23 protein-coding genes and 3 pseudogenes are annotated in these 22,787 nt (G+C 72.1%); 11 read left to right on the top strand and 15 right to left on the bottom strand.

What is annotated here, in order from left to right; translation table 11 throughout:
- Positions 1-35 precede the first annotated feature (35 nt).
- Both AB0M99_RS35390 and AB0M99_RS35395 read left to right on the top strand, forming a co-directional pair.
- Positions 36-455, top strand: coding sequence for a hypothetical protein (locus AB0M99_RS35390; protein ID WP_365927958.1), 420 nt, complete (start codon positions 36-38; stop codon positions 453-455).
- Positions 442-570: pseudogene (locus AB0M99_RS35395) on the top strand (NUDIX hydrolase); the annotation flags it as partial. The gene AB0M99_RS35390 and the pseudogene AB0M99_RS35395, both read left to right, overlap by 14 nt.
- 288 nt (positions 571-858) lie before the next feature.
- Here AB0M99_RS35395 and AB0M99_RS35400 read toward each other — a convergent pair.
- Positions 859-1,434 carry a TetR/AcrR family transcriptional regulator gene (locus tag AB0M99_RS35400; protein ID WP_365927960.1) on the bottom strand — a complete coding sequence of 192 codons (576 nt, stop codon included), beginning with the start codon at positions 1,432-1,434 and terminating at the stop codon, positions 859-861.
- Between the two features lie 102 nt (positions 1,435-1,536).
- Between AB0M99_RS35400 and AB0M99_RS35405 the strand changes: the two genes are divergently transcribed.
- Positions 1,537-4,035: a glycoside hydrolase family 3 C-terminal domain-containing protein gene (locus AB0M99_RS35405; RefSeq protein ID WP_365927962.1), complete on the top strand. Its 2,499-nt coding sequence runs from the start codon at positions 1,537-1,539 to the stop codon at positions 4,033-4,035.
- Between the two features lie 87 nt (positions 4,036-4,122).
- Here the strand turns inward: AB0M99_RS35405 and AB0M99_RS35410 are convergent, their stop codons facing one another.
- Positions 4,123-5,019 carry an SGNH/GDSL hydrolase family protein gene (locus tag AB0M99_RS35410; RefSeq protein ID WP_365927964.1) on the bottom strand — a complete coding sequence of 299 codons (897 nt, stop codon included), beginning with the start codon at positions 5,017-5,019 and terminating at the stop codon, positions 4,123-4,125.
- Between the two features lie 249 nt (positions 5,020-5,268).
- On the opposite strand from AB0M99_RS35410, the gene AB0M99_RS35415 reads away from it, so the two are divergent.
- Positions 5,269-5,763 (top strand): DUF3145 domain-containing protein, encoded by a 495-nt coding sequence (locus AB0M99_RS35415; RefSeq protein ID WP_031150765.1) that lies wholly within the window; start codon positions 5,269-5,271, stop codon positions 5,761-5,763.
- A 75-nt stretch (positions 5,764-5,838) separates the two neighbouring features.
- On the opposite strand, the gene fabF is transcribed toward AB0M99_RS35415, so the two are convergent.
- The 5 genes from fabF to AB0M99_RS35440 form a co-directional block, all read right to left on the bottom strand.
- On the bottom strand, positions 5,839-7,104 hold the full coding sequence (fabF, locus tag AB0M99_RS35420) for a beta-ketoacyl-ACP synthase II (RefSeq protein ID WP_365927966.1): 1,266 nt from the start codon (positions 7,102-7,104) through the stop codon (positions 5,839-5,841).
- A 79-nt stretch (positions 7,105-7,183) separates the two neighbouring features.
- Positions 7,184-7,432, bottom strand: a complete 249-nt coding sequence (locus AB0M99_RS35425) for an acyl carrier protein (protein ID WP_215013752.1) — start codon at positions 7,430-7,432, stop codon at positions 7,184-7,186.
- Positions 7,433-7,492: 60 nt separating this feature from the next.
- Positions 7,493-8,497, bottom strand: coding sequence for a ketoacyl-ACP synthase III (locus AB0M99_RS35430; protein ID WP_365927968.1), 1,005 nt, complete (start codon positions 8,495-8,497; stop codon positions 7,493-7,495).
- Between the two features lie 19 nt (positions 8,498-8,516).
- Positions 8,517-9,434, bottom strand: a complete 918-nt coding sequence (locus AB0M99_RS35435) for an ACP S-malonyltransferase (RefSeq protein ID WP_365927970.1) — start codon at positions 9,432-9,434, stop codon at positions 8,517-8,519.
- Positions 9,435-9,523: 89 nt separating this feature from the next.
- Positions 9,524-10,708, bottom strand: coding sequence for a helix-turn-helix domain-containing protein (locus AB0M99_RS35440; protein ID WP_365927995.1), 1,185 nt, complete (start codon positions 10,706-10,708; stop codon positions 9,524-9,526).
- A 114-nt stretch (positions 10,709-10,822) separates the two neighbouring features.
- Between AB0M99_RS35440 and AB0M99_RS35445 the strand changes: the two genes are divergently transcribed.
- Complete coding sequence (locus AB0M99_RS35445) at positions 10,823-11,482, top strand: pirin family protein (RefSeq protein ID WP_365927972.1); 660 nt, start codon at positions 10,823-10,825, stop codon at positions 11,480-11,482.
- A gap of 31 nt (positions 11,483-11,513) precedes the next feature.
- Here the strand turns inward: AB0M99_RS35445 and AB0M99_RS35450 are convergent, their stop codons facing one another.
- Positions 11,514-12,350 (bottom strand): serine hydrolase domain-containing protein, encoded by an 837-nt coding sequence (locus AB0M99_RS35450; RefSeq protein ID WP_365927974.1) that lies wholly within the window; start codon positions 12,348-12,350, stop codon positions 11,514-11,516.
- 52 nt (positions 12,351-12,402) lie between these two features.
- On the opposite strand from AB0M99_RS35450, the gene AB0M99_RS35455 reads away from it, so the two are divergent.
- The gene (locus tag AB0M99_RS35455) at positions 12,403-12,795 is read left to right on the top strand and encodes a MerR family transcriptional regulator (RefSeq protein WP_365927976.1); all 393 of its coding nucleotides are present in this window, start codon (positions 12,403-12,405) and stop codon (positions 12,793-12,795) included.
- A complete protein-coding gene (locus AB0M99_RS35460; RefSeq protein WP_365927978.1) occupies positions 12,792-13,814 on the top strand; it encodes an aldo/keto reductase in 1,023 nt (340 codons plus the stop codon). The genes AB0M99_RS35455 and AB0M99_RS35460 overlap by 4 nt, the downstream gene beginning before the upstream one ends.
- Before the next feature lie 22 nt (positions 13,815-13,836).
- Here the strand turns inward: AB0M99_RS35460 and AB0M99_RS35465 are convergent, their stop codons facing one another.
- From AB0M99_RS35465 to AB0M99_RS35490, 6 genes are all read right to left on the bottom strand, one after another.
- Entirely contained in the window at positions 13,837-14,694 is an 858-nt protein-coding gene (locus AB0M99_RS35465; protein WP_365927980.1) for a DUF4429 domain-containing protein, read from the bottom strand.
- A 74-nt stretch (positions 14,695-14,768) separates the two neighbouring features.
- Positions 14,769-15,908: an alpha/beta hydrolase gene (locus tag AB0M99_RS35470; protein ID WP_365927997.1), complete on the bottom strand. Its 1,140-nt coding sequence runs from the start codon at positions 15,906-15,908 to the stop codon at positions 14,769-14,771.
- Between the two features lie 227 nt (positions 15,909-16,135).
- Positions 16,136-16,789: a TetR family transcriptional regulator gene (locus AB0M99_RS35475; protein WP_365927982.1), complete on the bottom strand. Its 654-nt coding sequence runs from the start codon at positions 16,787-16,789 to the stop codon at positions 16,136-16,138.
- 344 nt (positions 16,790-17,133) lie between these two features.
- Complete coding sequence (locus AB0M99_RS35480; RefSeq protein ID WP_365927984.1) at positions 17,134-17,445, bottom strand: hypothetical protein; 312 nt, start codon at positions 17,443-17,445, stop codon at positions 17,134-17,136.
- 24 nt (positions 17,446-17,469) lie between these two features.
- Positions 17,470-18,366, bottom strand: a complete 897-nt coding sequence (locus AB0M99_RS35485; protein WP_365927986.1) for a radical SAM protein — start codon at positions 18,364-18,366, stop codon at positions 17,470-17,472.
- A 126-nt stretch (positions 18,367-18,492) separates the two neighbouring features.
- Positions 18,493-18,747 carry a hypothetical protein gene (locus tag AB0M99_RS35490; protein ID WP_365927987.1) on the bottom strand — a complete coding sequence of 85 codons (255 nt, stop codon included), beginning with the start codon at positions 18,745-18,747 and terminating at the stop codon, positions 18,493-18,495.
- Positions 18,748-18,948: 201 nt separating this feature from the next.
- Here AB0M99_RS35490 and AB0M99_RS35495 point away from each other — a divergent pair, with 201 nt between their 5' ends.
- The 4 genes and pseudogenes from AB0M99_RS35495 (at position 18,949) to AB0M99_RS35510 (ending at position 21,948) form a co-directional block, all read left to right on the top strand.
- On the top strand, positions 18,949-19,917 hold the full coding sequence (locus AB0M99_RS35495) for a hypothetical protein (RefSeq protein ID WP_365927989.1): 969 nt from the start codon (positions 18,949-18,951) through the stop codon (positions 19,915-19,917).
- Between the two features lie 226 nt (positions 19,918-20,143).
- Positions 20,144-20,566, top strand: a pseudogene (locus AB0M99_RS35500) (helix-turn-helix domain-containing protein); the annotation flags it as partial.
- A gap of 103 nt (positions 20,567-20,669) precedes the next feature.
- A pseudogene (locus tag AB0M99_RS35505) lies at positions 20,670-21,344 on the top strand (MFS transporter); the annotation flags it as partial.
- Positions 21,345-21,543: 199 nt separating this feature from the next.
- A complete protein-coding gene (locus tag AB0M99_RS35510) occupies positions 21,544-21,948 on the top strand; it encodes a peptidase inhibitor family I36 protein (RefSeq protein ID WP_365927991.1) in 405 nt (134 codons plus the stop codon).
- On the opposite strand, the gene AB0M99_RS35515 is transcribed toward AB0M99_RS35510, so the two are convergent.
- Positions 21,929-22,708, bottom strand: coding sequence for an ion channel (locus AB0M99_RS35515; protein WP_365927993.1), 780 nt, complete (start codon positions 22,706-22,708; stop codon positions 21,929-21,931). The two genes, AB0M99_RS35510 and AB0M99_RS35515, sit on opposite strands and share 20 nt — an antisense overlap.
- Positions 22,709-22,787 lie beyond the last annotated feature (79 nt).

Here is a 22,787-nt window from a genome sequence, read left to right on the forward strand (position 1 = left end):
GATCGTGGTCCGTGAGGACCGCGAACTTCTGCCGTTTGAGTGGAATGCCACCGAACTGCGCGACCAGCGGTTTCCTGCTCGGGGCGCGGGTGATGTTCCTCGTCGGTGACCCGGACAGCCCGGTCACCGCGGCGCGCGAGGCCGAGGAGAACGTGCCGTTGACGCTGACCACGCGGATCGCCGTGACGTTGAACGAACTGCAACACCTGCGGGACGTACCGAACATCGAGGCGCGCTTCGAGACCGGCCACATCGGCCTGTCCGTCTTCCGTTTCGACAACGAGATGCTCGTGACGCCGCACCTCGCGCGGAAGGTCGGCCACGACTCTCCGATGATGCACCTGCGGCGCAGTCAACCGGACGGCATGTTCGACCGGTTCGCGGACCACGTCGAGGAGCTCTGGAGCCGCGGGCGGGACGTCCGCGAGGAGGCGGGCAGCGATGGGCAGGCGTGACTACCAGGACGATCCGAACGCCCCGGAGGCGAACAGTCTGGTGCCCGCCGCGTCGGCCGTCGTGGTGGACGGCCTGGGGCGGGTCCTGTTGCAGCGGCGGGTGGACAACTGGTCGCCGGACGAAACACGGCAATACACCACCGTCCGCCCGCCGATCTCGGGAGCGGACTCTTCGACCAGCCACATACCGGACGGCGTCTGCACGACAGGGACCGGCATACGGCCCTCCTTCGCCCAGGCCCATGCGGTCTGGTAGTGCACACCGTTGCGCGCCGCCCACTCGGAAAGCTTCACGCCATCAGGATAAGAGCTGATGAAGGCAGATAACTACTGATGAAAAATACGACTGTTGTTCACCCCCGGTAGAAGCTTCGGGGCAAGGATGCACGGTCGCTTTCCGGCCCTACGCGCCGGGCCCCCGCAGCAGGGTCAGGAAGGAGCGGAACGCGGCGGGCATGTCCACCGATTCCGGGGCGAGCAGCCACTGGTACTGGAGGCCGTCCATCACCGCGGTCAGCAGCGGGGCCGCCTGTTCGGGGGTGAGGCCCGAGGGCAGGCGGTCCCCGAACTCGGCGCGCAGGACCGCCGCCATCTCGCCGCGCACCTGGGCGTAGCGCTCGGTGAAGAACTCCCGCGCCGGGTGCCCGTCGGTGACGCTCTCGCCCAGCAGTGCCGAGAAGGTCTGGACGATGCCCGGCCGCATGGCGTTGTACTCCACCAGCGAGTCGAGCAGGTCCAGGCGCCAGGTGCCGGCCGAGGCGCGCGAGCCGCCGCCCGTGTCCCAGCGGTCGCGCTCCTCCAGGACGGCGACCAGCAGCGCCTCCTTGGTGGGGAAGTAGTGCAGCAGCCCCTGCTGGGTCAGGCCCACGCGTTCGGCGACCGCGCCCAGGGACGCGCCCCGGTAGCCGCGCTCCGCGATCACCTCGACCGCGGCGCGGACGATCTCCTCGCGCCGCTCCTCGCTCCTCGCCCTGGCCATCGCCGGCACCCCTTTCCTCCACACCTGCCAGCAGGACCGTACGACATCCTCATGTCACGAACAGATTACGAACCCTACCGTTCTACAGGGAACGGGTCCACGATGGGGGCAACCGCACCCCGCACGCACCGCACTCAACGAGGAGGCACGGCCGTGACCGATGCCGATCAGGCCGATCAGGTCCGCAGCGACGCCGTAGAAGCGGCACTGGGCAAGCTGGACCTCGACACCAAGGCCCGCCTCCTGGCCGGCCAGGACATGTGGTCCCTGCCCGCCGTCCCCGGGATCGGGCTGAAGTCCCTGGTCATGTCCGACGGCCCCATCGGGGTGCGCGGCGTGCGCTGGACCGCCGACGACCCGTCCATCGCGCTGCCGTCCCCGACCGCGCTCGCCGCCGCCTGGGACCCCGCCCTCGCCCGCCGGGCCGGCCGGCTCCTCGCCCAGGAGGCCCGCCGCAAGGGCGTCCACGTCCTCCTCGCGCCCACCGTCAACCTGCACCGCTCCCCGCTCGGCGGCCGCCACTTCGAGTGCTACTCCGAGGACCCGTACCTGACCGGCGCCATCGGCAGCGGATACGTCAACGGAGTCCAGGAGGGCGGGGTCGCAACCACCGTCAAGCACTTCGTCGGCAACGACGCCGAGACGGAACGGTTCACCGTGGACTCCGTCATCGCCCCGCGCCCGCTGCGCGAGCTGTACCTGGCCCCCTTCGAGGCCATCGTCGCCAATGCCCACCCATGGGGCATCATGACCGCGTACAACCAGGTCAACGGCACGACGATGACCGAGCACACCCACCTCGTGAACGAGGTCCTGCGCGCCGAATGGGGTTTCGAGGGCTACAACGTCTCCGATTGGATGGCCGCCCGCTCCACCACCGGCGACATCCTCGGCGGCCTCGACGTGGCCATGCCCGGCCCGACCACCGTCTACGGAGCCCCCCTCGCCGAGGCCGTCCGCGCCGGCGAGGTCCCCGAGTCCGCCGTCGACGACGCCGTGCGCAACGTCCTGCGCCTCGCCGCCCGCGTCGGCATCCTGGAGGGCGCCCCCGCCGCCGTCGCCGAGCCCCCGGCCCCGATCGACGGCCAGGCGCTGGCCCGCGAGATCGCCGCCCGCGGCTTCGTACTGGTCAGGAACGAGGGCGCGCTGCCCCTGGACCCCGGCGCCGGCCGCACCGTCGCCCTCATCGGCGCCGCCGCCCGCGACGCCCGGGTCCTCGGCGGCGGCTCGGCCACCGTCTTCCCCGAGCGGGTCGTCTCCCCGCTCGACGGCCTCACCGGGGCCCTCCCGGACGGGGCGCTGACCTTCGCCGTCGGCGCCGACCCCTCCGGGGAACTCAGCCCCGCCGACAAGGGCTTCCAGCTCCGGGCGATCTGCCGCGACGCCTCCGGCGCCGTCCTCGGCGAGGGCAGCCTCCCGACCGGCCAGGTCCAGTGGATCGGCGACGACCTGCCCGAGGGCGCCGCGTACGAGACCATGGCGAGCATCGAGGTCACCGGTACGTTCCTCCCGCGCGAGAGCGGCGAACACGCCTTCGGCACCCGCGGTCTGGGCGCCTTCGCCCTGGCCGTCGGCGGGCGGCCCCTGTGGGAGGGCGTCCAGCAGATGGGCGACGAGGCCGACCCCTTCGAGGCCTTCTTCGGCGCCCCCAGCGAACGCGCCCGGATCGCCCTGACGGCCGGGGAGCCGGTCGAGGTCTCGCTGACCTTCCAGGTCCCCGACACGAGCGCGCTGCCGCTCAAGGCGATCATGTTCTCCCTGCTCCACCTCGGCCCGCAGCGCGACGCCGACGAGCTCATCGCCGAGGCCGTGGAGGCGGCCCGCGCCGCCGACACCGCCGTCGTGGTCGTCGCCACCACCGAGCGCGTGGAGTCCGAGGGCTTCGACCGCAAGGACCTCGCCCTGCCGGGCCGCCAGGACGACCTGGTCCGCGCCGTCGCCGCCGTCAACCCGAACACCGTGGTCGTCGTCAACGCGGGCTCCCCGGTGGAGCTCCCGTGGCGCGAGGACGTGGCCGCCGTCCTGCTGACCTGGTTCCCCGGGCAGGAGGGCGGGGCCGCGCTGGCCGACGTACTCCTCGGTGACGCGGAGCCCGGCGGGCGGCTGCCCACCACCTGGCCCGCCGAGCTCGCCGACGCGCCGGTCACCGAGGTGACCCCCGCCGAGGGGCGCCTGGAGTACCGCGAGGGGCTCTTCATCGGCTACCGGGCGTACGAGGCCCGGGGCGCGGTTCCGGCCTTCCCGTTCGGGCACGGCCTCGGCTACACGGACTGGGCGTACGAGTCGCTGGAGGCCACCGCCACCACCGCGCGGGTCCGCGTCACCAACACCGGCACCCGGCCCGGCCGCGAGGTCGTCCAGGTCTACCTGGCACCCGTGGCCGACGCGGTGGAGCGCCCGGCGAGCTGGCTGGCCGCCTTCGCGGGCGTCGAGGCGGGCCCCGGCGAGAGCGTCGAGGTGGAGATCGCGCTGCCCGCCCGGGCCTTCGAGATCTGGGACGAGGCGGCCGGCGGCTGGCAGCGGGTCGGCGGCACCTACGAGGTCCGCGCCGCTCACTCGCACGGCGACACCCGGCTGACCGCGACGCTCGACGTCGCCTGACACACCGTATGGCCGGAAATCACCCCTGAAAGCCGGTCCGGGGGCGGGCCCTGACACCCGCCCCCGGACCCTTCGCGCACAGGAGCGTCAACGTGGCGGCTCGGCGGCCGTCACCTGGCGGTGCGCCAGTTCCGCGAGCCGCGCCTGCCCGCCCTTGCCCGGGTGGAACCAGTCCCAGCGGCTCAACTGCTCCGCCCCGAAGGGGTACTGGAACACCGCGCCGCCGTCGTAGCGGCACAGCGCGTCCTTCGAGCAGACCTCGCGCAGCACCTCGTTGTACTCGACCACCCGCGCCCGCACCTGCTCGCGCCGGGCCGTGGCCCCGGCCGTCGCCGACTGCGGGTCGGCGAGCATCGACTGGCAGATGCCCAGGCTCCAGATCCTGCGCACCATCGGGTCGTCCTTGCCCTGCTCCCACAGCCGCTGGAGGTCCGGCACGCTCGACACGTACACCTGGGAGGCGGGCGAGGCGGCCCGCAGATCGCCGAGGGCCTTCTCGAAGCCCGACCGGAACGCGGCCACCGACGTCATCGACGAAGCCGTCGGCCGGCAGGCGTCATTCGAGCCGACCATCACCGTGACCAGGTCGGGCTTGTGCTCGGCGGCCGCGGTCAGCTGCCCCGGCAGGTCCGCCATCCGGGAGCCGGTGGCCGCGAGGTTCCAACTGCGCGCGGGCACCTCGGCCTCGCCCAGCAGCCGGGCGGCCAGGGAGCGCACCTCGGGGTCGTTCCCGGTGGCCCAGGAGACCTCAGGGCAGTCGGCCAGCACCGAACAGGCGTCGAAACCACGCGTGATGGAGTCGCCCACCGCCGCGATGGAGGCGGGCGCGGTGTTCCAGCGCGGCCCGGCCTGCGCCCCGCGCTCACCCTCGGTGGCCGACTCGCCCGACGAACATCCGCTCAGCACACCGGCGAGGACGAGGGCCGCAGCGCCCGCCCCCGCGAGAGTCCGGCGCGCGCGTCGGCGCGGAGCGGTGGTGCGCATCGGGTGGTCCCTCCTCGTCGCCCCGCAATCATTCGGGGGCGTCCTGCTGAGTGAATGCTCTGTGTTTACGGGCCTTGGAGCGACCGTACGTCACACCATGACCCCTGGCGCACGGTAGCTTTTTCCCGTGGCGTTTCGGCCGCAGGTCCCGCAACGCAATCTCAGATCATTTCCGGTAAATTACATCACGTCACATACTGTCCGTTTTCTGGAGTTTATTCCCGACCTCGTCCCACACTGGAGGTCCCGGTGACGACACGTGGAGTTCTGTACGTGCATTCCGCACCGCGCGCGCTCTGCCCGCATGTGGAATGGGCTGTTGCGGGCGTGCTCGGGGTGCGGGTGAACCTCGACTGGATCAGGCAGCCCGCCTCCCCCGGCACCTGGAGAGCCGAGTTCTCCTGGCAGGCCGAAGCGGGCACCGCCTCGAAACTCGCCTCCGCGCTCCGCGGCTGGCACCTGCTCCGCTTCGAGGTGACCGCGGAACCCTGCCCGACCTCCGAGGGCGAGCGCTACAGCTCCACTCCGGAGCTCGGCATCTTCCACGCCGTCACCGGAATGCACGGCGACATCCTGATCCCCGAGGACCGGCTGCGGGCCGCGCTCGCCCGCTCGGCGCGCGGCGAGACCGACCTGGAGGCGGAGATCGCCAAACTGCTCGGCAAGCCCTGGGACGACGAACTGGAGCCCTTCCGCTACGCCGGCGAGGGCGCCCCGGTCCGCTGGCTCCACCAGGTCGTCTGATCGGTTCCACATGTACGAGGGCCCCCGCCCGGCAGCTGCCGGGCGGGGGCCCTCGTACATGTGGAACCGATCGGATCAGACCGTGCGGAACGCCAGCGTGACGTTGTGGCCGCCGAAACCGAACGAGTTGTTGATCGCCGAGATCGGACCGTCGGCGGGCAGCTTGCGCGGCTCGCCGCGCACGATGTCCGCGTCGATGTCCTCGTCGAGCTCGTCGATGTTGATCGTCGGCGGGGCCAGCCGGTGGTACAGCGCCAGCACGGTGGCGACGGTCTCGATGCCGCCCGCACCGCCCAGCAGGTGACCGGTCATCGACTTGGTCGCCGAGATCGCGATGTGGTCGAGGTCGTCGCCCAGGACCTTGCGCAGGGCCTTCAGCTCGGCCGTGTCACCCTGCGGGGTGGACGTGGCGTGCGCGTTCAGGTGGACCAGCTCGGAGGTGTCCAGGCCGGTGTTGTCGAGCAGGTTCTGCACGGCGGCCGCGACACCGCGGCCGGTCGGCTCCGGCTGCGCGATGTGGTGGCTGTCCGCGGACAGGCCCTGGCCCAGCACCTCGCAGTAGACCCGGGCGCCGCGCGCGGCGGCGTGCTCCGCGGACTCCAGGACCACGACGCCCGCGCCCTCGCCCAGGACGAAGCCGTCACGGGCCTTGTCGTAGGGGCGGGAGGCCTGCTCCGGGTTCTCGTTGTTCTTCGACATCGCCATCATGTTGGCGAACGCGGCGATCGGCAGCGGGTGGATCGCCGCCTCGGTGCCGCCCGCGACGACCACGTCGGCACGGCCGCTGCGGATCATCTCGACGGCGTAGCCGATGGCCTCGGCGCCGGACGCGCAGGCGCTGACCGGAGTGTGCACGCCCGCCCGGGCGTTGACCTCCAGGCCGACGTTGGCCGACGGGCCGTTCGGCATGAGCATGGGGACGGTGTGCGGGGAGACCCGGCGCACACCCTTTTCCTTCAGTACGTCGTACTGGTCGAGCAGGGTCGTCACGCCGCCGATGCCGGAGGCGATGACGGTGCCCAGGCGCTCGGGCGCGATGGTCGCGTCCTCGCCCGCCGGGGCGGTGTAACCGGCGTCGGCCCAGGCCTCGCGGGCCGCGATGATGGCGAACTGGGCCGAGCGGTCCAGCTTGCGCGCCAGCGGCCGGGGCAGGACCTCACTGGGGTCCACGGCGACCGGCGCGGCGATACGAACCGGGAGTTCGGCAAAGCGCTCGCCCTCGAGGGGCTTTACGCCGGAACGGCCGGCAAGCAGACCTTCCCAGGTCGAAGCGCTGTCGCCACCCAGCGGAGTGGTTGCGCCGATACCGGTGACGACCACGGTGCGATTGGTCGGGCTCACAGGAATTCTTTCTCCACGTCTCAGGGGGTGCTGAATTGTCACGGCGCCACCGCCAGGTGGCGACAAACGCTCGTCAGGCTCAGGCCTGGTGCTTCAGGATGTAGCTCGCGGCGTCGCCGACCGTCTTGAGGTTCTTGACGTCCTCGTCCGGGATCTTGACGTCGAAGCGCTCTTCGGCGGCGACGACGACCTCGACCATGGACAGCGAGTCGACGTCCAGGTCGTCGGTGAAGGACTTGTCGATCTCGACGTCCTCGACCGGGATGCCCGCGATCTCGTTGACGATCTCCGCGAGACCTTCGACGATCTCTTCCTGCGTGGCGGCCATGTGGCGCTCCTTCTCTGGGTACTGGGGGTGGAACAAGGTCCGGGAAAGTGCTCCCGGACCCTAGGGGAGGGTAACGACCGTCGCGGCGTAGACGAGTCCCGCCCCGAAGCCGATGACGAGCGCGGTATCGCCGCTCTTCGCCGCTCCGGTCGCCAGGAGCCGCTCCATTGCGAGCGGGATCGAGGCGGCCGAGGTGTTGCCGGTGGTCTCCACGTCACGGGCGACCGTGACGTGCTCCGGCAGCTTCAGAGTCTTCACCATCGAGTCGATGATCCGCATGTTCGCCTGGTGCGGAATGAAGACGTCCAGGTCGTCCGCGGTGATCCCGGCAGCGTCGAGCGCCTGCTGGGCCACCTTGGCCATCTCGAAGACGGCCCAGCGGAAGACCGCCTGACCCTCCTGCGTGATGGCCGGAAACTTCTCTGCGCCGTCCGTGCTGCGGTACTCGTCCCACGGCACGGTCTGCTTGATGGTTTCGGACTTGTCGCCCTCCGAACCCCACACCGTGGGGCCGATGGCCGGCTCGTCCGAGGGGCCGACGACGACGGCGCCCGCGCCGTCGCCGAACAGGAAGGCCGTCGCGCGGTCCTCCAGGTCGGTCAGGTCCGAGAGCCGCTCCACGCCGATGACGAGGACGTACTCGGCGGAACCCTCCACGACCAGCCCCTTGGCCAGCGTCAGGCCGTAGCCGAAGCCGGCGCAGCCCGCGGAGATGTCGAAGGCCGCGGGCTTGCCCGCGCCGATCCGGTGCGCGATCTCCGTCGCGACGGCCGGAGTCTGCTTGAAGTGCGACACCGTCGAGACGATCACGGCGCCGATCCGCTCGGGAGACACGCCCGCATCGGCCAGAGCCTTGCCCGAGGCCTCCACCGACATCGCGGCGACGGTCTCCTGGGGCGAGGCCCAGTGCCGGGTCGCGATGCCGGAGCGCGAGCGGATCCACTCGTCGGACGAGTCGATCGTCTCCAGGATGACCTCGTTGGGCACCACGCGGGTCGGGCGGTAGCCGCCGACGCCGAGGATGCGGGCGTACGGGGAGCCCTTGGCAGGCTTGATCTTCGACATGCTGTGTGGGCTCCTTCTCTCAGGCCGAGTGCTCGGCGACAAGCGCCGCGGCCTTTTCGAGATCGTCCGGGGTCTTGAGGGCCACGCTCGGTACGCCCTTCAGCGCGCGCTTGGCCAGACCCGTCAGGGTGCCACCCGGGGAAAGCTCGATGATCCCGGTGACGCCCAGTTCGGCGAACGTCTCCATGCACAGGTCCCAGCGGACCGGGTTGGCGACCTGGCCAACCAGGCGGGCGACGACATCGGCGCCCGTGGTCACGACCTGACCGTCCTTGTTCGAAACGTACTTCAGCGCCGGGTCGGCCGGGCTGAGGGCCGAGGCGGCCTCCTCCAGCCTGGCGACGGCCGGAGCCATGTGGTGCGTGTGGAAGGCGCCCGCGACCTTGAGGGCGACGACCTTCATGGCACCCTCGGGCTTGTCGGCCTCCAGGGCGGCGATCTGCTCCATGGTGCCGGCCGCGACGATCTGGCCCGCGCCGTTGATGTTGGCCGGGGTCAGCCCCAGCTTCTCCAGGTGCTTGACGACCACGTCCGGGTCGCCGCCCAGGACCGCCGCCATGCCCGTCGCCGTCACCGCGGCGGCATCGGCCATGCCGAGACCGCGGGTGCGTACGAAGGACAGCGCGTCGGCGTCGGACAGCACACCGGCGTACGCGGCGGCGGTGATCTCGCCGACGCTGTGGCCCGCGACCGCACCGAAGGCCGTACGGGCCCCCAGCTCGGCGGCGGAGAGCAGACCGGCAGCCACCAGCAGGGGCTGGGCCACGGCCGTGTCGCGGATCTCGTCCGCGTCGGCCTTCGTGCCGTAGTGGGCAAGGTCGAGCCCGATGGCGTCCGACCAGCCGGCGACGCGGTCAGCGGCGCCGGGCAGTTCGAGCCAGGGAGTCAGGAAGCCGGGCGTCTGTGCGCCTTGGCCGGGAGCGACGAGTACGAGCACCCTCACACTCTCTCTTGTGTTCGGTCCGCGCCGCCCGTGGGGACAGGGACGAAGAACCTTCGGGGTAATTGTTGATGTCCGACAAAAGTCTAGGACTGAGGATCGCCGTCGGCCAGACGCCCGAGGATCAGGGCGATCCGCAGAGTGAACGCGGAACGGACATCCGAGGGCGACCAACCGGTGACGTCCGTCACACGTCGCAGCCGGTAGCGCACGGTGTTGGGGTGCACAAACAGCATCCGAGCTGCGCCTTCGAGACTGCTCGCCTGCTCCAGGTAGACGCTCAGCGTCTCAAGCAAAGCTGAGCCCGCTTCTTCAAGCGGTCTGTAGATCTCCTCCACCAGTTGCTCGCGCGCCGAAGGGTCCGAGGCGATCGCGCGCTCGGGCAGGAGATCGTCCGCCAGCACCGGACGCGGGGCGTCCTGCCAGGCCGTGCACGCCTTCAGCCCCGCGGCCGCCGCCTGCGCGGACTTCGTGGCGTTCAGCAGGTCCGCGACCACCGGGCCGGCCACCACCGGACCGGCCGCGAACGGGCCGATCAGGGACTTCGCCACCTGGAGTGGGTTGTCGCTGCCGCCCGCGATGACGACGAGGCGGTCCCCGAGCACACCCGTCAGGACCTGCAGCTTGTGGTGGCGGGCCGCGCGCCGGATCGCCTCGACCGTCAGCTCGCTGTCCCCCTCGGGGGCCGTGCCGAGCACCACGCACACGTACTCCGGCGAGTTCCAGCCGAGTGCCGCGGCCCGCGAGAGCGCGCCCTCGTCGGCCTCCCCGGACAGCACCGCGTTGACGACCAGCGACTCCAGGCGGGCGTCCCACGCCCCCCGCGCCTCGGCGGCCTGCGCGTACACCTGGGCCGTCGCGAAGGCGATCTCCCGGGCGTACACCAGCAGGGCCTCGCGCAGGATCGACTCGTCGCCCGGGGCCGCGACCTCGTCGATCGCGGTCTCCATGACCTCGATCGTGGTGCGGACCATCTCGACGGTCTGGCGCAGGGTGATCGCCCGGGTCAGCTCCCGCGGAGCCGTCCCGAAGACATCGGTGGAGATCGCCTGCGGGGTCTCCGGGTGCCGGAACCACTCCGTGAACGCGGCGATGCCCGCCTGCGCGACCAGGCCGATCCAGGACCGGTTCTCCGGGGGCATCGCCCGGTACCACGGCAGGGTCTCGTCCATGCGCGCGATGGCGTTCGCCGCGAGCCGGCCGGCGGACTTCTCCAGCCGTCGCAGTGTCGCGGAGTGCGGATGGGCGGGAGCGGGATGCGCGGGGTGGATCGCGGGGGAATGCTCACGTTCGGGTTGGGGCACGTGACAAGACTGCCCTATCGGCGAGCGTGCGCGGAGTCCGGTCCCGCGCCGCGGGCCGTGCCGGGGGCTACGGTGGCCCTCATGATTGATGTACGTCGCGGCGCCGAGCGTTACGCGGGCGGGGACCCGGCCGCCGGGATCAGCACCCGGCACGCCTTCTCCTTCGGCGAGCACTACGACCCGGACAACCTGCGCTTCGGCACCCTCCTGGCCTGCAACGAGGAGGGCCTCGCGCCCGACGCCGGCTTCGACGAGCACCCGCACAGCCACACCGAGATCGTGACCTGGGTGGTCGGGGGCGAGCTCACCCACCGGGACAGCACCGGGGCCACCACCCTGGTCCGGCCCGGCGACGTACAGCACCTCGGCGCCGGGACCGGGGCGCGGCACGTGGAGCGCAACGACGGCCCCGAGCCGCTCCGCTTCGTGCAGATGTGGCTCGCGCCGCTGCCCGCCGCGGAGTCCGGGCCGCCCTCGTACGCACTGGTCAGGGGCATCGCCGACAGCACCCCGTACGCGGTGCCGGCCGCCGGGGCCGTGCTGCACGTGCGGCGGCCGGGCGCGGGCGAGCGCGTCGCCGTACCGGCCGCGCACCGCGTGTACGTGCACGTCGTACGGGGAGACCTGCGCCTGGACGGCCGGGAGCTCGGCCCCGGCGACTCGGCGAGGATCACCGGCGAGCAGGACCTGGAGCTCGTCGCCGGATCTCCCGGGGAACTGCTGATCTGGGAGCTCCCCTAGGAGTTGCCGACAGCCGCTCCCGAGCCGCGCCCTAGCGGCCCGCGAGCTCGGCGAGTACGGCGTCGGTGAACGGCGGCCAGGCCTCCACGGCCCAGGGGCCGAAGGCGCGGTCGGTCAGCGCCACGCACGCGGCGCGCGCGTCCGGGTCCACCCACAGGAAGGTCCCGGCCTGCCCGAAGTGGCCGAAGGTGCGCGGCGAGGAAGTGGCGCCCGTCCAGTGCGGGGACTTGCCGTCGCGGATCTCCAGGCCCAGCCCCCAGTCGTTGGGGGACTGGTGACCGTAGCCCGGCAGGACGCCCTTGAGGCCGCCGTGGACGACGGAGGTGGCCTCCGCGACCGTGCGCACGTCCAGCAGTCGCGGGGCCTGGAGCTCGGCGGCGAACCGCAGGAGGTCGGAGACGGTGGACACGCCGTCCTTGGCAGGCGAGCCCTCCAGCGCGGAGGACGCCATGCCGAGCGGCTCGAAGACCGCCTGGTGGAGGTACTCCGCGAACGGGATGCCGGTCGCCTTGGCGATGTGGTCGCCGAGCACCTCGAAACCGGCGTTCGAGTAGAGCCGGCGCTGTCCGGGCGGGGCCGTCACGCGGTGCTCGTCGAAGGCCAGGCCGCTGGTGTGCGCGAGCAGGTGGCGGACCGTGGAACCCTCGGGTCCGGCCGGCTCGTCCAGCTCGATCGCACCCTCCTCGTACGCGACGAGGGCGGCGTACGCGGCGAGCGGCTTGGTGACCGAGGCCAGCGCGAAGCGGTGGTCCACCGGGCCGTGCGACCCGGCCGGGGTGCCGTCGGCGCGCACGACCGCCGCCGCGGCGGTCGGTACGGGCCAGTTCTCGATGATGCGCAGGCTCTGCAGGCTCTCCGGGCTCTCCATGCCGCCGAGCCTACTTGCTTGGAGTGCACTCCAAGGTTTTAGCGTTGAGGCCATGAGCCTGACGGAGACGCGGTACACGATCAGCGAGGTCGAGGCCCGGACCGGTCTGACCCAGCACACCCTGCGCTGGTACGAGCGGATCGGCCTGATGCCGCACGTGGACCGCTCCCATTCGGGACAGCGCCGCTTCAGCGACAAGGACCTCGACTGGCTGGCCTTCGTCGGCAAGTTGCGCGCCACCGGCATGTCGGTGGCCGACATGGTCCGCTACGCCGAACTCATGCGCGAGGGCGGGCACACCGTCGACCAGCGGCGCGAACTGCTGGAGCGGACACGGCGCGACGTGCGGGCGCGGATCACCGAGCTGACGGACGCGCTGGCCGTACTGGATTTCAAGATCGGCATGTATTCGATGGACACGACTGCCGGGAAGGCACAGCAATGACCGAGCGAAGCAGCGGGATCGGGCAGGTCGAACTCGGCGGGGGCGGACCGCTCGTCGGCGTCCAGGGCCTCGGCTGCATGGGCATGAGCGAGTTCTACGGGGAGACGGACGAGGCGGCGGCCCGGCAGACCCTGGACGCGGCCCTGGATGCCGGGGTCACCCTCTTCGACACGGCGGACATCTACGGGCGGGGCGCGAACGAGGAGTTCCTCGCGCCGTTCGTGGCCGCGCACCGCGACGGGATCACCCTCGCCACGAAGTTCGCGATAGAGCGCAACGACGACCCCGCCTACCGGGGCATCCGCAACGACCGCGCGTACATCCGCCGGTCCGTCGAGGCGAGCCTGCGCCGGCTCGGCACCGATGTGATCGACCTCTACTACATGCACCGGCGGGACCCGGGCGTGCCGTTCGCCGAGTCGGTGGGGGCGATGGCGGAGCTGGTGCAGGAGGGGAAGGTGCGCCACCTGGGGCTCAGTGAGGTCACCGGCGCGGAGCTGCGCGAGGCGCACGCGGTGCACCCGATCGCCGCGCTCCAGTCGGAGTGGTCGCTCTTCAGCCGGGACGTCGAGCGCAGCGCGGTGGGCGCGGCGGCGGAGCTGGGCGTGGCCTTCGTGCCCTACTCGCCGCTCGGGCGGGGCTTCTTGACGGGGTCCTTCGCTGACGCGGGCAAGGAGCTGTCGGAGGCGGACTTCCGCAAGTTCCAGCCGCGGTTCACCGGGGACAACGCCAAGGCCAACGCGGCGCTCCTGGCCCCGGTGCGCGAGATCGCCGACGCGCACGGCGCGACCCCGGCCCAGATCGCGCTGGCCTGGGTGCAGCAGCGGGCGGAGGTGCACGGTCTGACGGTGGTCCCGATCCCGGGCACCCGCAGGCCGGACCGCCTCGCGGAGAACACGGCGGCGACCCGGATCACCCTGACCGGGGCGGAGCTGGCGCTGCTGGAGCCGATCGCGGACCGGGTCGCGGGGGACCGCTACCCGGACATGAGCTTCACCTCGCTGGCGCGCGAGGGGTAGGCGGGAGGCCCCGCGCCCGCGGCTACGCGTCGGCGGCGAAGCGGTCGCGCAGGGCCGAGTACTCGGCGTCGGTCAGCAGGCCCGCCGAGTGCAGCTCGCTGAGGTGTTGCAGGCGTTCGTCGGAGGGGCGGGGCCGGGGGACCGCGGCGACCGGGGTACGCCCGCGCAGGGCGGCCAGGACGGCCGCCGCGAAGGGCAGCGACTCGTGCACGGCCCCGTATCCGACGCCGAAGACGGCCGAGGCCAGGTCGTGGTCGGGGCGCGGGTCGCGGGGATCGTCCCGCGGCAGCAGCCGCAGGTGTCCGCCGGGCCGGTCCGGGGCGCTCCACTCGACGCCGGTCAGCGCGGCCAGCGGGTAATGCCGGTCGCCCGCCTTCCACTTGGTGCTCGTGGCGCCGGTCCGCGACCAGTGGAAGGTGACCGCCGACCCGTCGAAGCCGACCCGGGCGTCGTACGCCTTCAGGTGCAGCGGGGGCCCCGGCACCTCGACCAGGAACCGCCCGGCCGGCTCCGCCGCGTCGGGGCCCAGCCGGGCGCGCAGGGCGTCGGCGAAGGCGGCGGCGCGCGGGGCCCGGTCGCCGGGCAGCACCAGCCGGTACGGGTCGCAGGACTCCTTCAACTGCCCTGCGGCTACGTCCATCAGCGGATCCGCGCCGGGCCGCGGGACGGCGCGCAGCAGCACCGTGTCCCGCTTCCCCGCGCTCACGCTCACCCCGGACAGCGCTTCGAGGGGGATCCGGCGGGTCCCGAGGGCGTGGAAGAGCCTCGGTGTCCTCAGCGGTCTCGGCGTTCTGATCCCCCGTGCGAAGCGGATGAGCACCGAGTCCGAGGCGAGATCGAACTCCCAGACGGCATGGTTTCCGGCCAGTACGTCACCCATGCGGCACATGGTAAAGGGACGCGCCCCCGCGCGTCCCCCCGTTGCGGCGCCCGTTTTCCGGGCGTCTACACGCGTCAGTCCTGCTCCGTGCCGGAGATTCCGCGCCGGCATGCGTCGTCGCCGGTGGCGCACCTGATGGAACCGAATGCGCCGGTTCCGATTTTGGCGAAGTTGTCCAGTGAGGCGGTCCCTGGCTCGAAATAGCCGGTGTGGCTCTTGGCCCCGGCCGCGGACAGCAGCCGTGCGCCGAAGCCCGGGGACACCGGGTCCGCGCCGTGCCCCAGCCCGCCGACCTCCAGGTGCGGTACGTCCGCGATCCAGTCGCCCTCGTCCCGCGCGGCCCAGACGCGGGCCGAGGTGTCCAGGTCCGCGACGTTCCCGGCGCGCATGCCGGGGCTGCCCGCGACCACCACGTCCGTGACCCGGGCCGGCAGTTCGTGCGCGGCGACCCCGCACACGACCGAGCCGTAGCTGTGGCAGAACAGCGCGATGCCCGCGCTGCCGGGCAGGGCGGTGGTCAGCGACTTCAGCCGCACGGCGCCCTCCACGGCCATCCGGCCGGTGGCCGCGTCCATGCCGAGCCCGGTGGGTGCTTCGTACCCCGCCCAGGCGATCACCGCGGTCCTGCTGTCGGGGGCGGCCGCGCGCTCGGCCGCGTACAGCGACTCCGCCATGCCGGCGGGGGCCGTGAGCCGGCGCTGGGTGCGTTCGAAGGTGACCGCGTCGGTGTCGACTCCGGGCACGATCACCGAGATGCGGCGGGCCCGGCCGAGGTCGCCGAAGACCTCGGCGACGAGGCCGCCGCCGGTGGGGTCGAAGGCGAGGATCTGGCGGCCGGGCTCGGCGAGGGATTCGAAGCGGTGCGCGCGGCGGGCGGCCGTGGTGCGGTCGGCGGGGGTCAGCGCGACGTCGTGGGAGCGTGCCTCCTCGACGACCGCGGCCCGGCGCAGGCCGATCAGGTTGGCCCGGTAGCGGGTGTCCGTGGGAGCGCCGTCGAGGTTGCCGACGACGAGTGGGTAGCCCTCGGCGAGCCGGGCCCGCTGGGCGCCGTCGAGGCCCGTGAAGAAGCGGGCGATCGTCCGTGCGGGGGCGTCGGCGGCGGGCAGCGGCCGGCCCTCGAACCGGGCCCCGGCCCAGGAGGCGAGTGCCGCGGCCCGCGCGGAGACGCCCGCCTCGGGCCGGTGCACGGCGGTCCACCCGGTCGTCGCGAGCATGATGAAGACCACCGCGAGCGCGAGCAGGGCGCGCAGGGCGGCCGTGGGGCGCGCGGCGTTGACGGTGGCGGCGGGGGCGAGGGGGTGGGCTGAGCCGGACAGGTTCACTGGGACCAGCGTAGGAGACCGCCGCGCGACCCGGTACGCGGGGTGACCGGGCTCACGGCCGGGCGGGGCCCCGGGCCGGATGCGGGCGGCCCGCGCGGGGACCCGCAAGCGGCGCCGTACTACCGCCAGTCGGCGGCCAGGGCGGGGCCGATCTGGTCGAGGTAGGCCTCGGTCATGCGCCGGATCGCGGAGACGCTGGCATCCTCGCCCTGGCCCCAGAGCCGTCCGGTGACCCGCATGACGCCCGAGAACGCCGCGACGGCCACGCGCGGACGCGGGTCGGCGTCCACGTCGAGGCCCTCGCGGGCGGCGATCAGCCGGGAGATCCGCTCCTCCAACTCGGTGGAACGGCGCAGGTGCACGGCGAGCAGGGCCGGGGTGGACTCGATCAGCTGGTAGCTGCGCATGTAGAGGTCGACCGGGACCACCTCGGAGATGGCGTCGTCGACGGTGTCCCAGGCGGCGAGCACGGCGTTGCGCATGGCCTCCAGGGGCCCCTCGTGGGCCGGCCGGGCCAGGAGCGCGGCGAAGAAGTGGGACTCGACCAGCTCCTGGACGGCGAAGGCGACCTCTTCCTTGTTGGCGAAGTAGCGGAAGAAGGTGCGCTGCGAGACGTCCACCGCGTCGGTGATCTCGTCGACGGTGGTCTCCTCGTACCCCTGCCCGATGAAGAGGAGGAGCGCGGCGCGCAGGAGTGCGTCGCGGGTGCGCCGCTTCTTGCGTTCGCGCAGTCCGGCCGCCGGGGCGGCCGGCGCGGGCCGCTGGTCGGTCATCACCGCGGGGTCCTTTCTGACGCTGAGTGAGCGGTCAGGGTACCTGTGACCGACCTGACAGCGACTGTCTCGTTAAGCCGTTTGTGAAGTGTCAGTCGCTGTCACTAGCCTGTTCGCATGACTAGTCAGATCACCGTCGACGACCAGGACGATCAGGTACCCGTCAAGGAACCCGGCTCGGCACGGGCCCGCACGGGACTGCGCGGCCATCCCTGGCTGACCCTCTTCGCGTCGAGAAGTGGTGATTGGCAGGTAACTCGATCCAGAGGCTGAGTAGGGACTTAGGGCCGGACATGCGTCAGCCCCGGCCGGAAGGGGTCCCGGCCGGGGCAGTCTCAGTTCGCCTATGCGCGCAGCGCGCCGAGCCGTTCTTTGAAGAGCGGACCAGCAGCGTAGGCCGCAGCCTCGGCCGATGGCGCGTACGTCTCGATCAGGTGGTGCGAGCGAGCCTTCAGCTCGGCTGCCCATGCCAGCGCGTGCTGCTGCGCAGCTCTCCCGCACTGCTGCGGCTCGCCGGGCAGACACAGCGGCAGCGGCGAGCCGAGCTTGTTCGCAGCGTGCCGGACCATGCCCGCGATCGTCGCCCACTGCTCCTCGGTGCGCTGTTGCCCAGGCGGTGGCGGCCAGCCGAGCAGATGATCGCCGTGCGGGTCCATCGTGGTCCTCCGAGTCGAGTCGGGTCAGGTGGTGGCGATCGTAGCGGCGTGCAGCGGCGCCTCTTCCGGGTCGCAGTGGCCGACCGCGGGTACACACGGTCCGCAGGGGCTGCACATGGGCAGGAACTGCGGCGGGGTGCAGGCTGCGGCGCCCGGGCCGTGAACGGCGGCGATGTCGGCGCGGGCCTGGGCGAGGCGGTCGCCCGTCCAGATCTCGGCGAGCGGCTCATCGCGGACGTTGCCGACGTCGATGGCCCGGCCGAGGACGCACGGCCACACTGCGCCGTCAGGGCCGACGGCGCACTTCTCGTACGCGCAGTGTCCGCACAGGTCCTTGATCTGCGGTTGGGCGCCCGCGCTGGCCCGGCCGAAGGCGCGGATCCGGTCCCCGCCGACCTGTCGAACGCCGATGGACTGGAGGTCGCTGACGGCCTCCATGGCGCGCTGTCCTTCACGTAGGGATACGACGCCGCCGCGGATGGGGATCCCGAGGGAGACGGCCTTCTCGACGTTTGCGCGGGTTTTCCGGTGGGCGCCCCGGAGCCGGGTGATCGAGTCGTGCTCGGCGGCGTTGTCGCTGTAGTACGACGTAGCGAGTTTCGCGCCGTGCCCGGTGATGGCTTCCCAGACCTCGGGCTTGATGTGGGTCATGTTCGAGAAGATCTCGACGCCGAGGCCTCGGCCGGCGGCGTGCCCGATCAGCTCGGGCAGGTGCGGGTACAGCGTCGGCTCTCCGCCGATGAACTGCACGTCGGAGCCGCCCATGTCCGCGAGCTGGTCGATGACGTCAATCCAGTCGGCGACGGTCATCGTGCCGTGGCCCTGGTCGGGCCCGCTGTCGGCGTAGCAGTGGTCGCAGTGCTCATTGCAGAAGCCCGTGACCTCCAGCCATGCGAACTTCAACAGGGTGGTAGTGCTCATGGTGGTGCCTCCTCGGTCAGATGGGGAGGTGGGCCCGCCCCGGGTCGCCCGCACGAAGGGGGTCGGTGGGGCCCGGGGCGGGCGGCCCAGTCGCCTGCGCCGCCGAAGGGCAGACGACTGGGAGTCTCAGGTGGTCCCGTTGGGGCGGCTGCGGGTGATGTTCTGGCGCTGCCAGCAGTGCGCGGGGTCGTGCCGCACGGCCCAGGCGTAGCCGCACGGTCGGCAGTCGGCCATCGGGCCGCCGAACCTGAAGGCGATCGGGGCCGGCATCCGGCAGTCGTAGCACCGAATGGACTCCTGGGTGCAGACCCCGCCGGGGTGCCGGTCGGACTCGGTGACGGTGCGGGTGAGCCGGGTCAGGTCGTATGCCTGCCGGTGCATCCGATCAAAACTGGCGGCCATCAGGTGATCCCGTCGGGGCCGCCGCGGGGGCAGCCCTCCTCGTGGACGGTGGCGCCGGCCTCGGGGCCGCTCCCGGAGGCCCTCGGTGAACAGCGGCGTCTTGTCGTTGTCGAGGTTCCACCGCTCGATGATGGGGAAGCCGGTGAAGCACTGCCAGTCGGCGGAGTATTCGAGCGTGGCGTGCTCGAAGGCGCCGAACTCCTCATCAGCGCGGACCGCGGCCAGGATCTCCGCCGCGCGGGCGGCGGCCTCGGCGGGGGTGGGCTGGTGGAACAGTCCCTGTTCCGGCTCCCGGAGGCGCGGCCGGCGTCACGGGAGTCCCTTTCCGTCGCGCTTACCCAGGCCCGTACGGTCTTCCAAGAAGCCCAGTACGCGAAGCTGTCCCGCACCCTTCCCGGCCTGATCTCCGGCTCCCTGGCGTCCAACGCCCACGACATTGCAGCCCGCGCGTACGTCCTCCTCGCCCAGCTTGCGATCAAGAACTATCAGGGGATGGCCTGGGTTGCTGCGGAGCGGGCGCGCGCTCAGGCCGAGTTGACGGGGAACCCTGTCGTGATGGGTGAAGCGGCCCACTCGATGGGCGTCACGATGCGGCGGGGCGGCGACTACCAGGCGGCCATCGCCCACCTTCAGGAGGCGGCGGCCCGACTCGGCGGCCGGCCGGAAGAACTCGCGATGCGCGGCACGCTCATGCTGACTGCCTCCTACAGCGCCGCACAGTCCGGGTGGAGGTCCCAGGCCATGGACCTGATCGGAGATGCCGAGGAGACCGCGAAACGCCGCGAGACGGCCGCGCAGCGTCTCTACATCCCCGGCGTCTTCGGGGAAGACCAGACCCGCGTCTTTCGGATCTCGGTCCACCATGCGCTCGGCGAGGACGATCAGGCCCTGACCTACGCGGAGAAGATCGACCCCCGCCGACTCCCGAACGCGGAACGGCGCGGCCGGATGTGCATGGACGTTGCCCGGGTCTGGCAAGGCATCGGCGAACCCGCGAACGCGTTCCACGCACTCCGGGCCCTGGCGTCGTACGCCCCTGAGGAAGCGACCCGCCCCAAGGTCCGGGCCATCGCCTCGGAGCTACTCGTGATGAACCCGGATATGCCGGGGTTGCGGAGGTTCTCCCAGAAGATCGGCGTCACCGTCTGACCCCCGGGGCCGGGGCCGGGGCGTGCGCCGGGCTCCCGCCGTTCACAGCATCATGAGGACGGTACTCGCCGCCGGGTGGCGGGTGAATGGAAAGAGCCCTGGCCGTTTACCGGTTGGGGCTCTCGTTCGCCCGGACCGCGACCGCACACGCGAAAGAGCCCCTCCCGCCCTGGGCGGGTTCTAGCGATCCCCGCAACACCCTGGAGTTCGGGGAGTTGCGGGGATCGTGGATTTTGAGGTGTTGAAGGCGGGGTTCTTCGAGGCGTTGGACCGGGAGAACGGCAGTGTCACGGGTGCTGCCCGGGCGGTCGGGGTGAACCGCCACACGGCGGCCGGGTGGGCGCGCAAGGCCGGTGTCCGTGGTCGGGGGAAGCCCGGTATGAGTGGGCATCCGGGCCGGGCGGAGTACGACCGGCTTCGCGCCTCGGGGGTGCGACGGCGGGATGCCGCGGCGCAGGTCGGGGTCCATGAGCGCACTGCCCGGGACTGGGACCGGGGGATCCGGAAGATCGGCAACGTGCGCCTGCACCCCGATGGGCGCAGGATCGACTACACAACGGGCATGACCAGCACCCTCGCCATCACGTCAGCGTCAGCGCCGTCTGTTGCGGCGGTCGAGGCCGAGCTGCATCCCCGGTTTCTCACGGTGACCGATCCCGGGGCTGGCGGTGACCGTCGTATCGAGGGCGAAGCCACCGAGGATGGTCACCCAGCCGACGTGGAAGTGGCAGTTGCCACCGCTCGTCGATGGCCGCGAGGTCCACGGCATGAGCCCGGTCGACAGCGGGCTCCACCTGCTGCCGCTGACCGGCATGATGATCATCGGCTCGCCGCTGGCCGGCGCCGCCATCACCAAGGTCGGCCCGCGCATCCCGCTGGTCGCCGGCATGGTCGCCACCGCCGCCGCCTGCTTCGGGATGGCCCGGCTCACCCCGGACACCGCGACCCTCACCATGTCGCTCTGGTTCGCACTGCTCGGTCTCGGCCTCGCGCCCGTCATGGTCGGTGCCACCGAGGTCATCGTCGGCAACGCCCCGCTGGAGCTGTCCGGCGTGGCCGGCGGCCTCCAGCAGGCTGCCATGCAGGTCGGCGGCAGCCTCGGCACCGCCGTCCTCGGCGCGGTCATGGCGAGCAAGGTCACCGGCTCGTTCGGGGACAACTGGACGGCGGCCCAGCTGCCCCCGCTCGGCCCGGAGCAGCTGGAGCTCGCGGAGAAGGGGGTGCAGGTCGGCATCGCCCCGGTTCCGCCGGGCGCTCCCGAGCAGGTCGCCAACGCCGTCACCGCCGTCGCGCACGACACTTTCGTGTCAGGGATGAGCACCGCTTTCACCGTCGCGGGCATCGTCGCCGTACTCGCCGCGATCGTGGCCGGCTTCACCAAGCGGGGCGAGAACGCCGCCGCGGGCGCGGGCGCGGCCCACGTCTGAGCCGCCGCCGACACCCCCCGCGGAGCCGTCAACTCCGTACGCGCCACAGCCCCGCCGGACGGTTCCGGCGGGGCTGTCGCCTATCAGGGTGGACCCGCCCGCAGCCCCTTCCGCCCGCCCATCGCCGCAGGTCAGCGTGGGGTCAGCGGCTCCCCGGAACAGGTCCGGGGCGCCGGAGTCCACAAGGAGTTGACCCGTCATGCGTACGTGTTCCACCGTTCTCGCCGCGACCGTCCTGGCCCTCACCGCCCTCATCCCGAGCACGGCAACCTCGGCTCACGCCGCGGGCCACGCCGCGGGCCACGCCGCGGGGCCGCCGCCCCTGGGGGCTTGCGCGACCGGGCAGCTCTGCCTGTGGGCCAAGGCGGAGTTCAAGGGAACCCGCCGGACCCACGAGCTGAGCACCCTCGACATCAACAGCTGCACGGCGCTGCCCCCCGGCACCACCGCCCAGTCCCTCGCCAACCGCACCGGCCGGCCCGTCACCACCTACCAGTCGGCGGAGTGCGCCGAGACCGGGGAGTTCCAGACCTACCCCGGCGACGGCGTCTGGCTGCCCCAGTCCCCGTACCAGGTCCGGGCGTTCAAGGTGTGGGAGCGCTAGCCTCCCGCTGCGCCGGGGCGCCCGGCCGGTCGGCGTCCCGGCCGCCCAGCCGCGCGACCTCGGCGCGCAGCGCCCGTACCTCCTCGGCCAGTTCGGCGATGGCGGCGGTCTGGGCCCGCTCCAGCCGGTCGTCGCGCTCGAAGCGGGAGATGAACCAGGCCGCGATGTTGGCGGTGACCACACCCAGCAGCGCGATCCCCGACAGCATCAGCCCCACCGCCAGGATCCGGCCGAGCCCGGTGGTGGGGGAGTGGTCCCCGTACCCGACCGTGGTCATGGTGGTCACGGACCACCACAGGGCGTCCCCGAGGTTGCGAATGTTGCCCCCGGGCGCGTCCCGCTCCACGCTCAGCACCGCCAGCGAGCCGAACATGAGCAGCCCGACCACCGCGCCCGCCACGTACGTGGTCAGCCGGATCTGCGGGGCCATCCGGGCCCGCCGGCCCACCAGCAGCAGGGTGGCCACCAGCCGCAGCAGCCGCAGCGGCTGGATCATCGGCAGCAGCACCGCGAGCAGGTCCAGCCAGTGCGTCCGTACGAAGGCCTTCCGCGCGGGCGACAGCGCCAGGCGTACGAGGTAGTCCGCGGCGAAGGCCGCCCACACCACCCACTCCGCGTGGGTGCACGCCCGGTGCACCCACCGGTCCGCGTCGGGCGCCACGATCGGTACGGCGTACGCGACGGCGAAGCCGACGGCGAGCACCAGCAGCGGTATCTGCGTACGGCGCTCCCACCGCGTCTGCCTGGAGGGTTCCTTCATGCGGAGCATCGTAAGGAACAAGTAAAGGGAACCGGTAAAGCAGAAGCGGCGGCGGGCCGGAGCCCATGGCTCCGGCCCG

This window comes from Streptomyces sp. NPDC051183 (genome assembly GCF_040682455.1).
Lineage (GTDB): Bacteria > Actinomycetota > Actinomycetes > Streptomycetales > Streptomycetaceae > Streptomyces.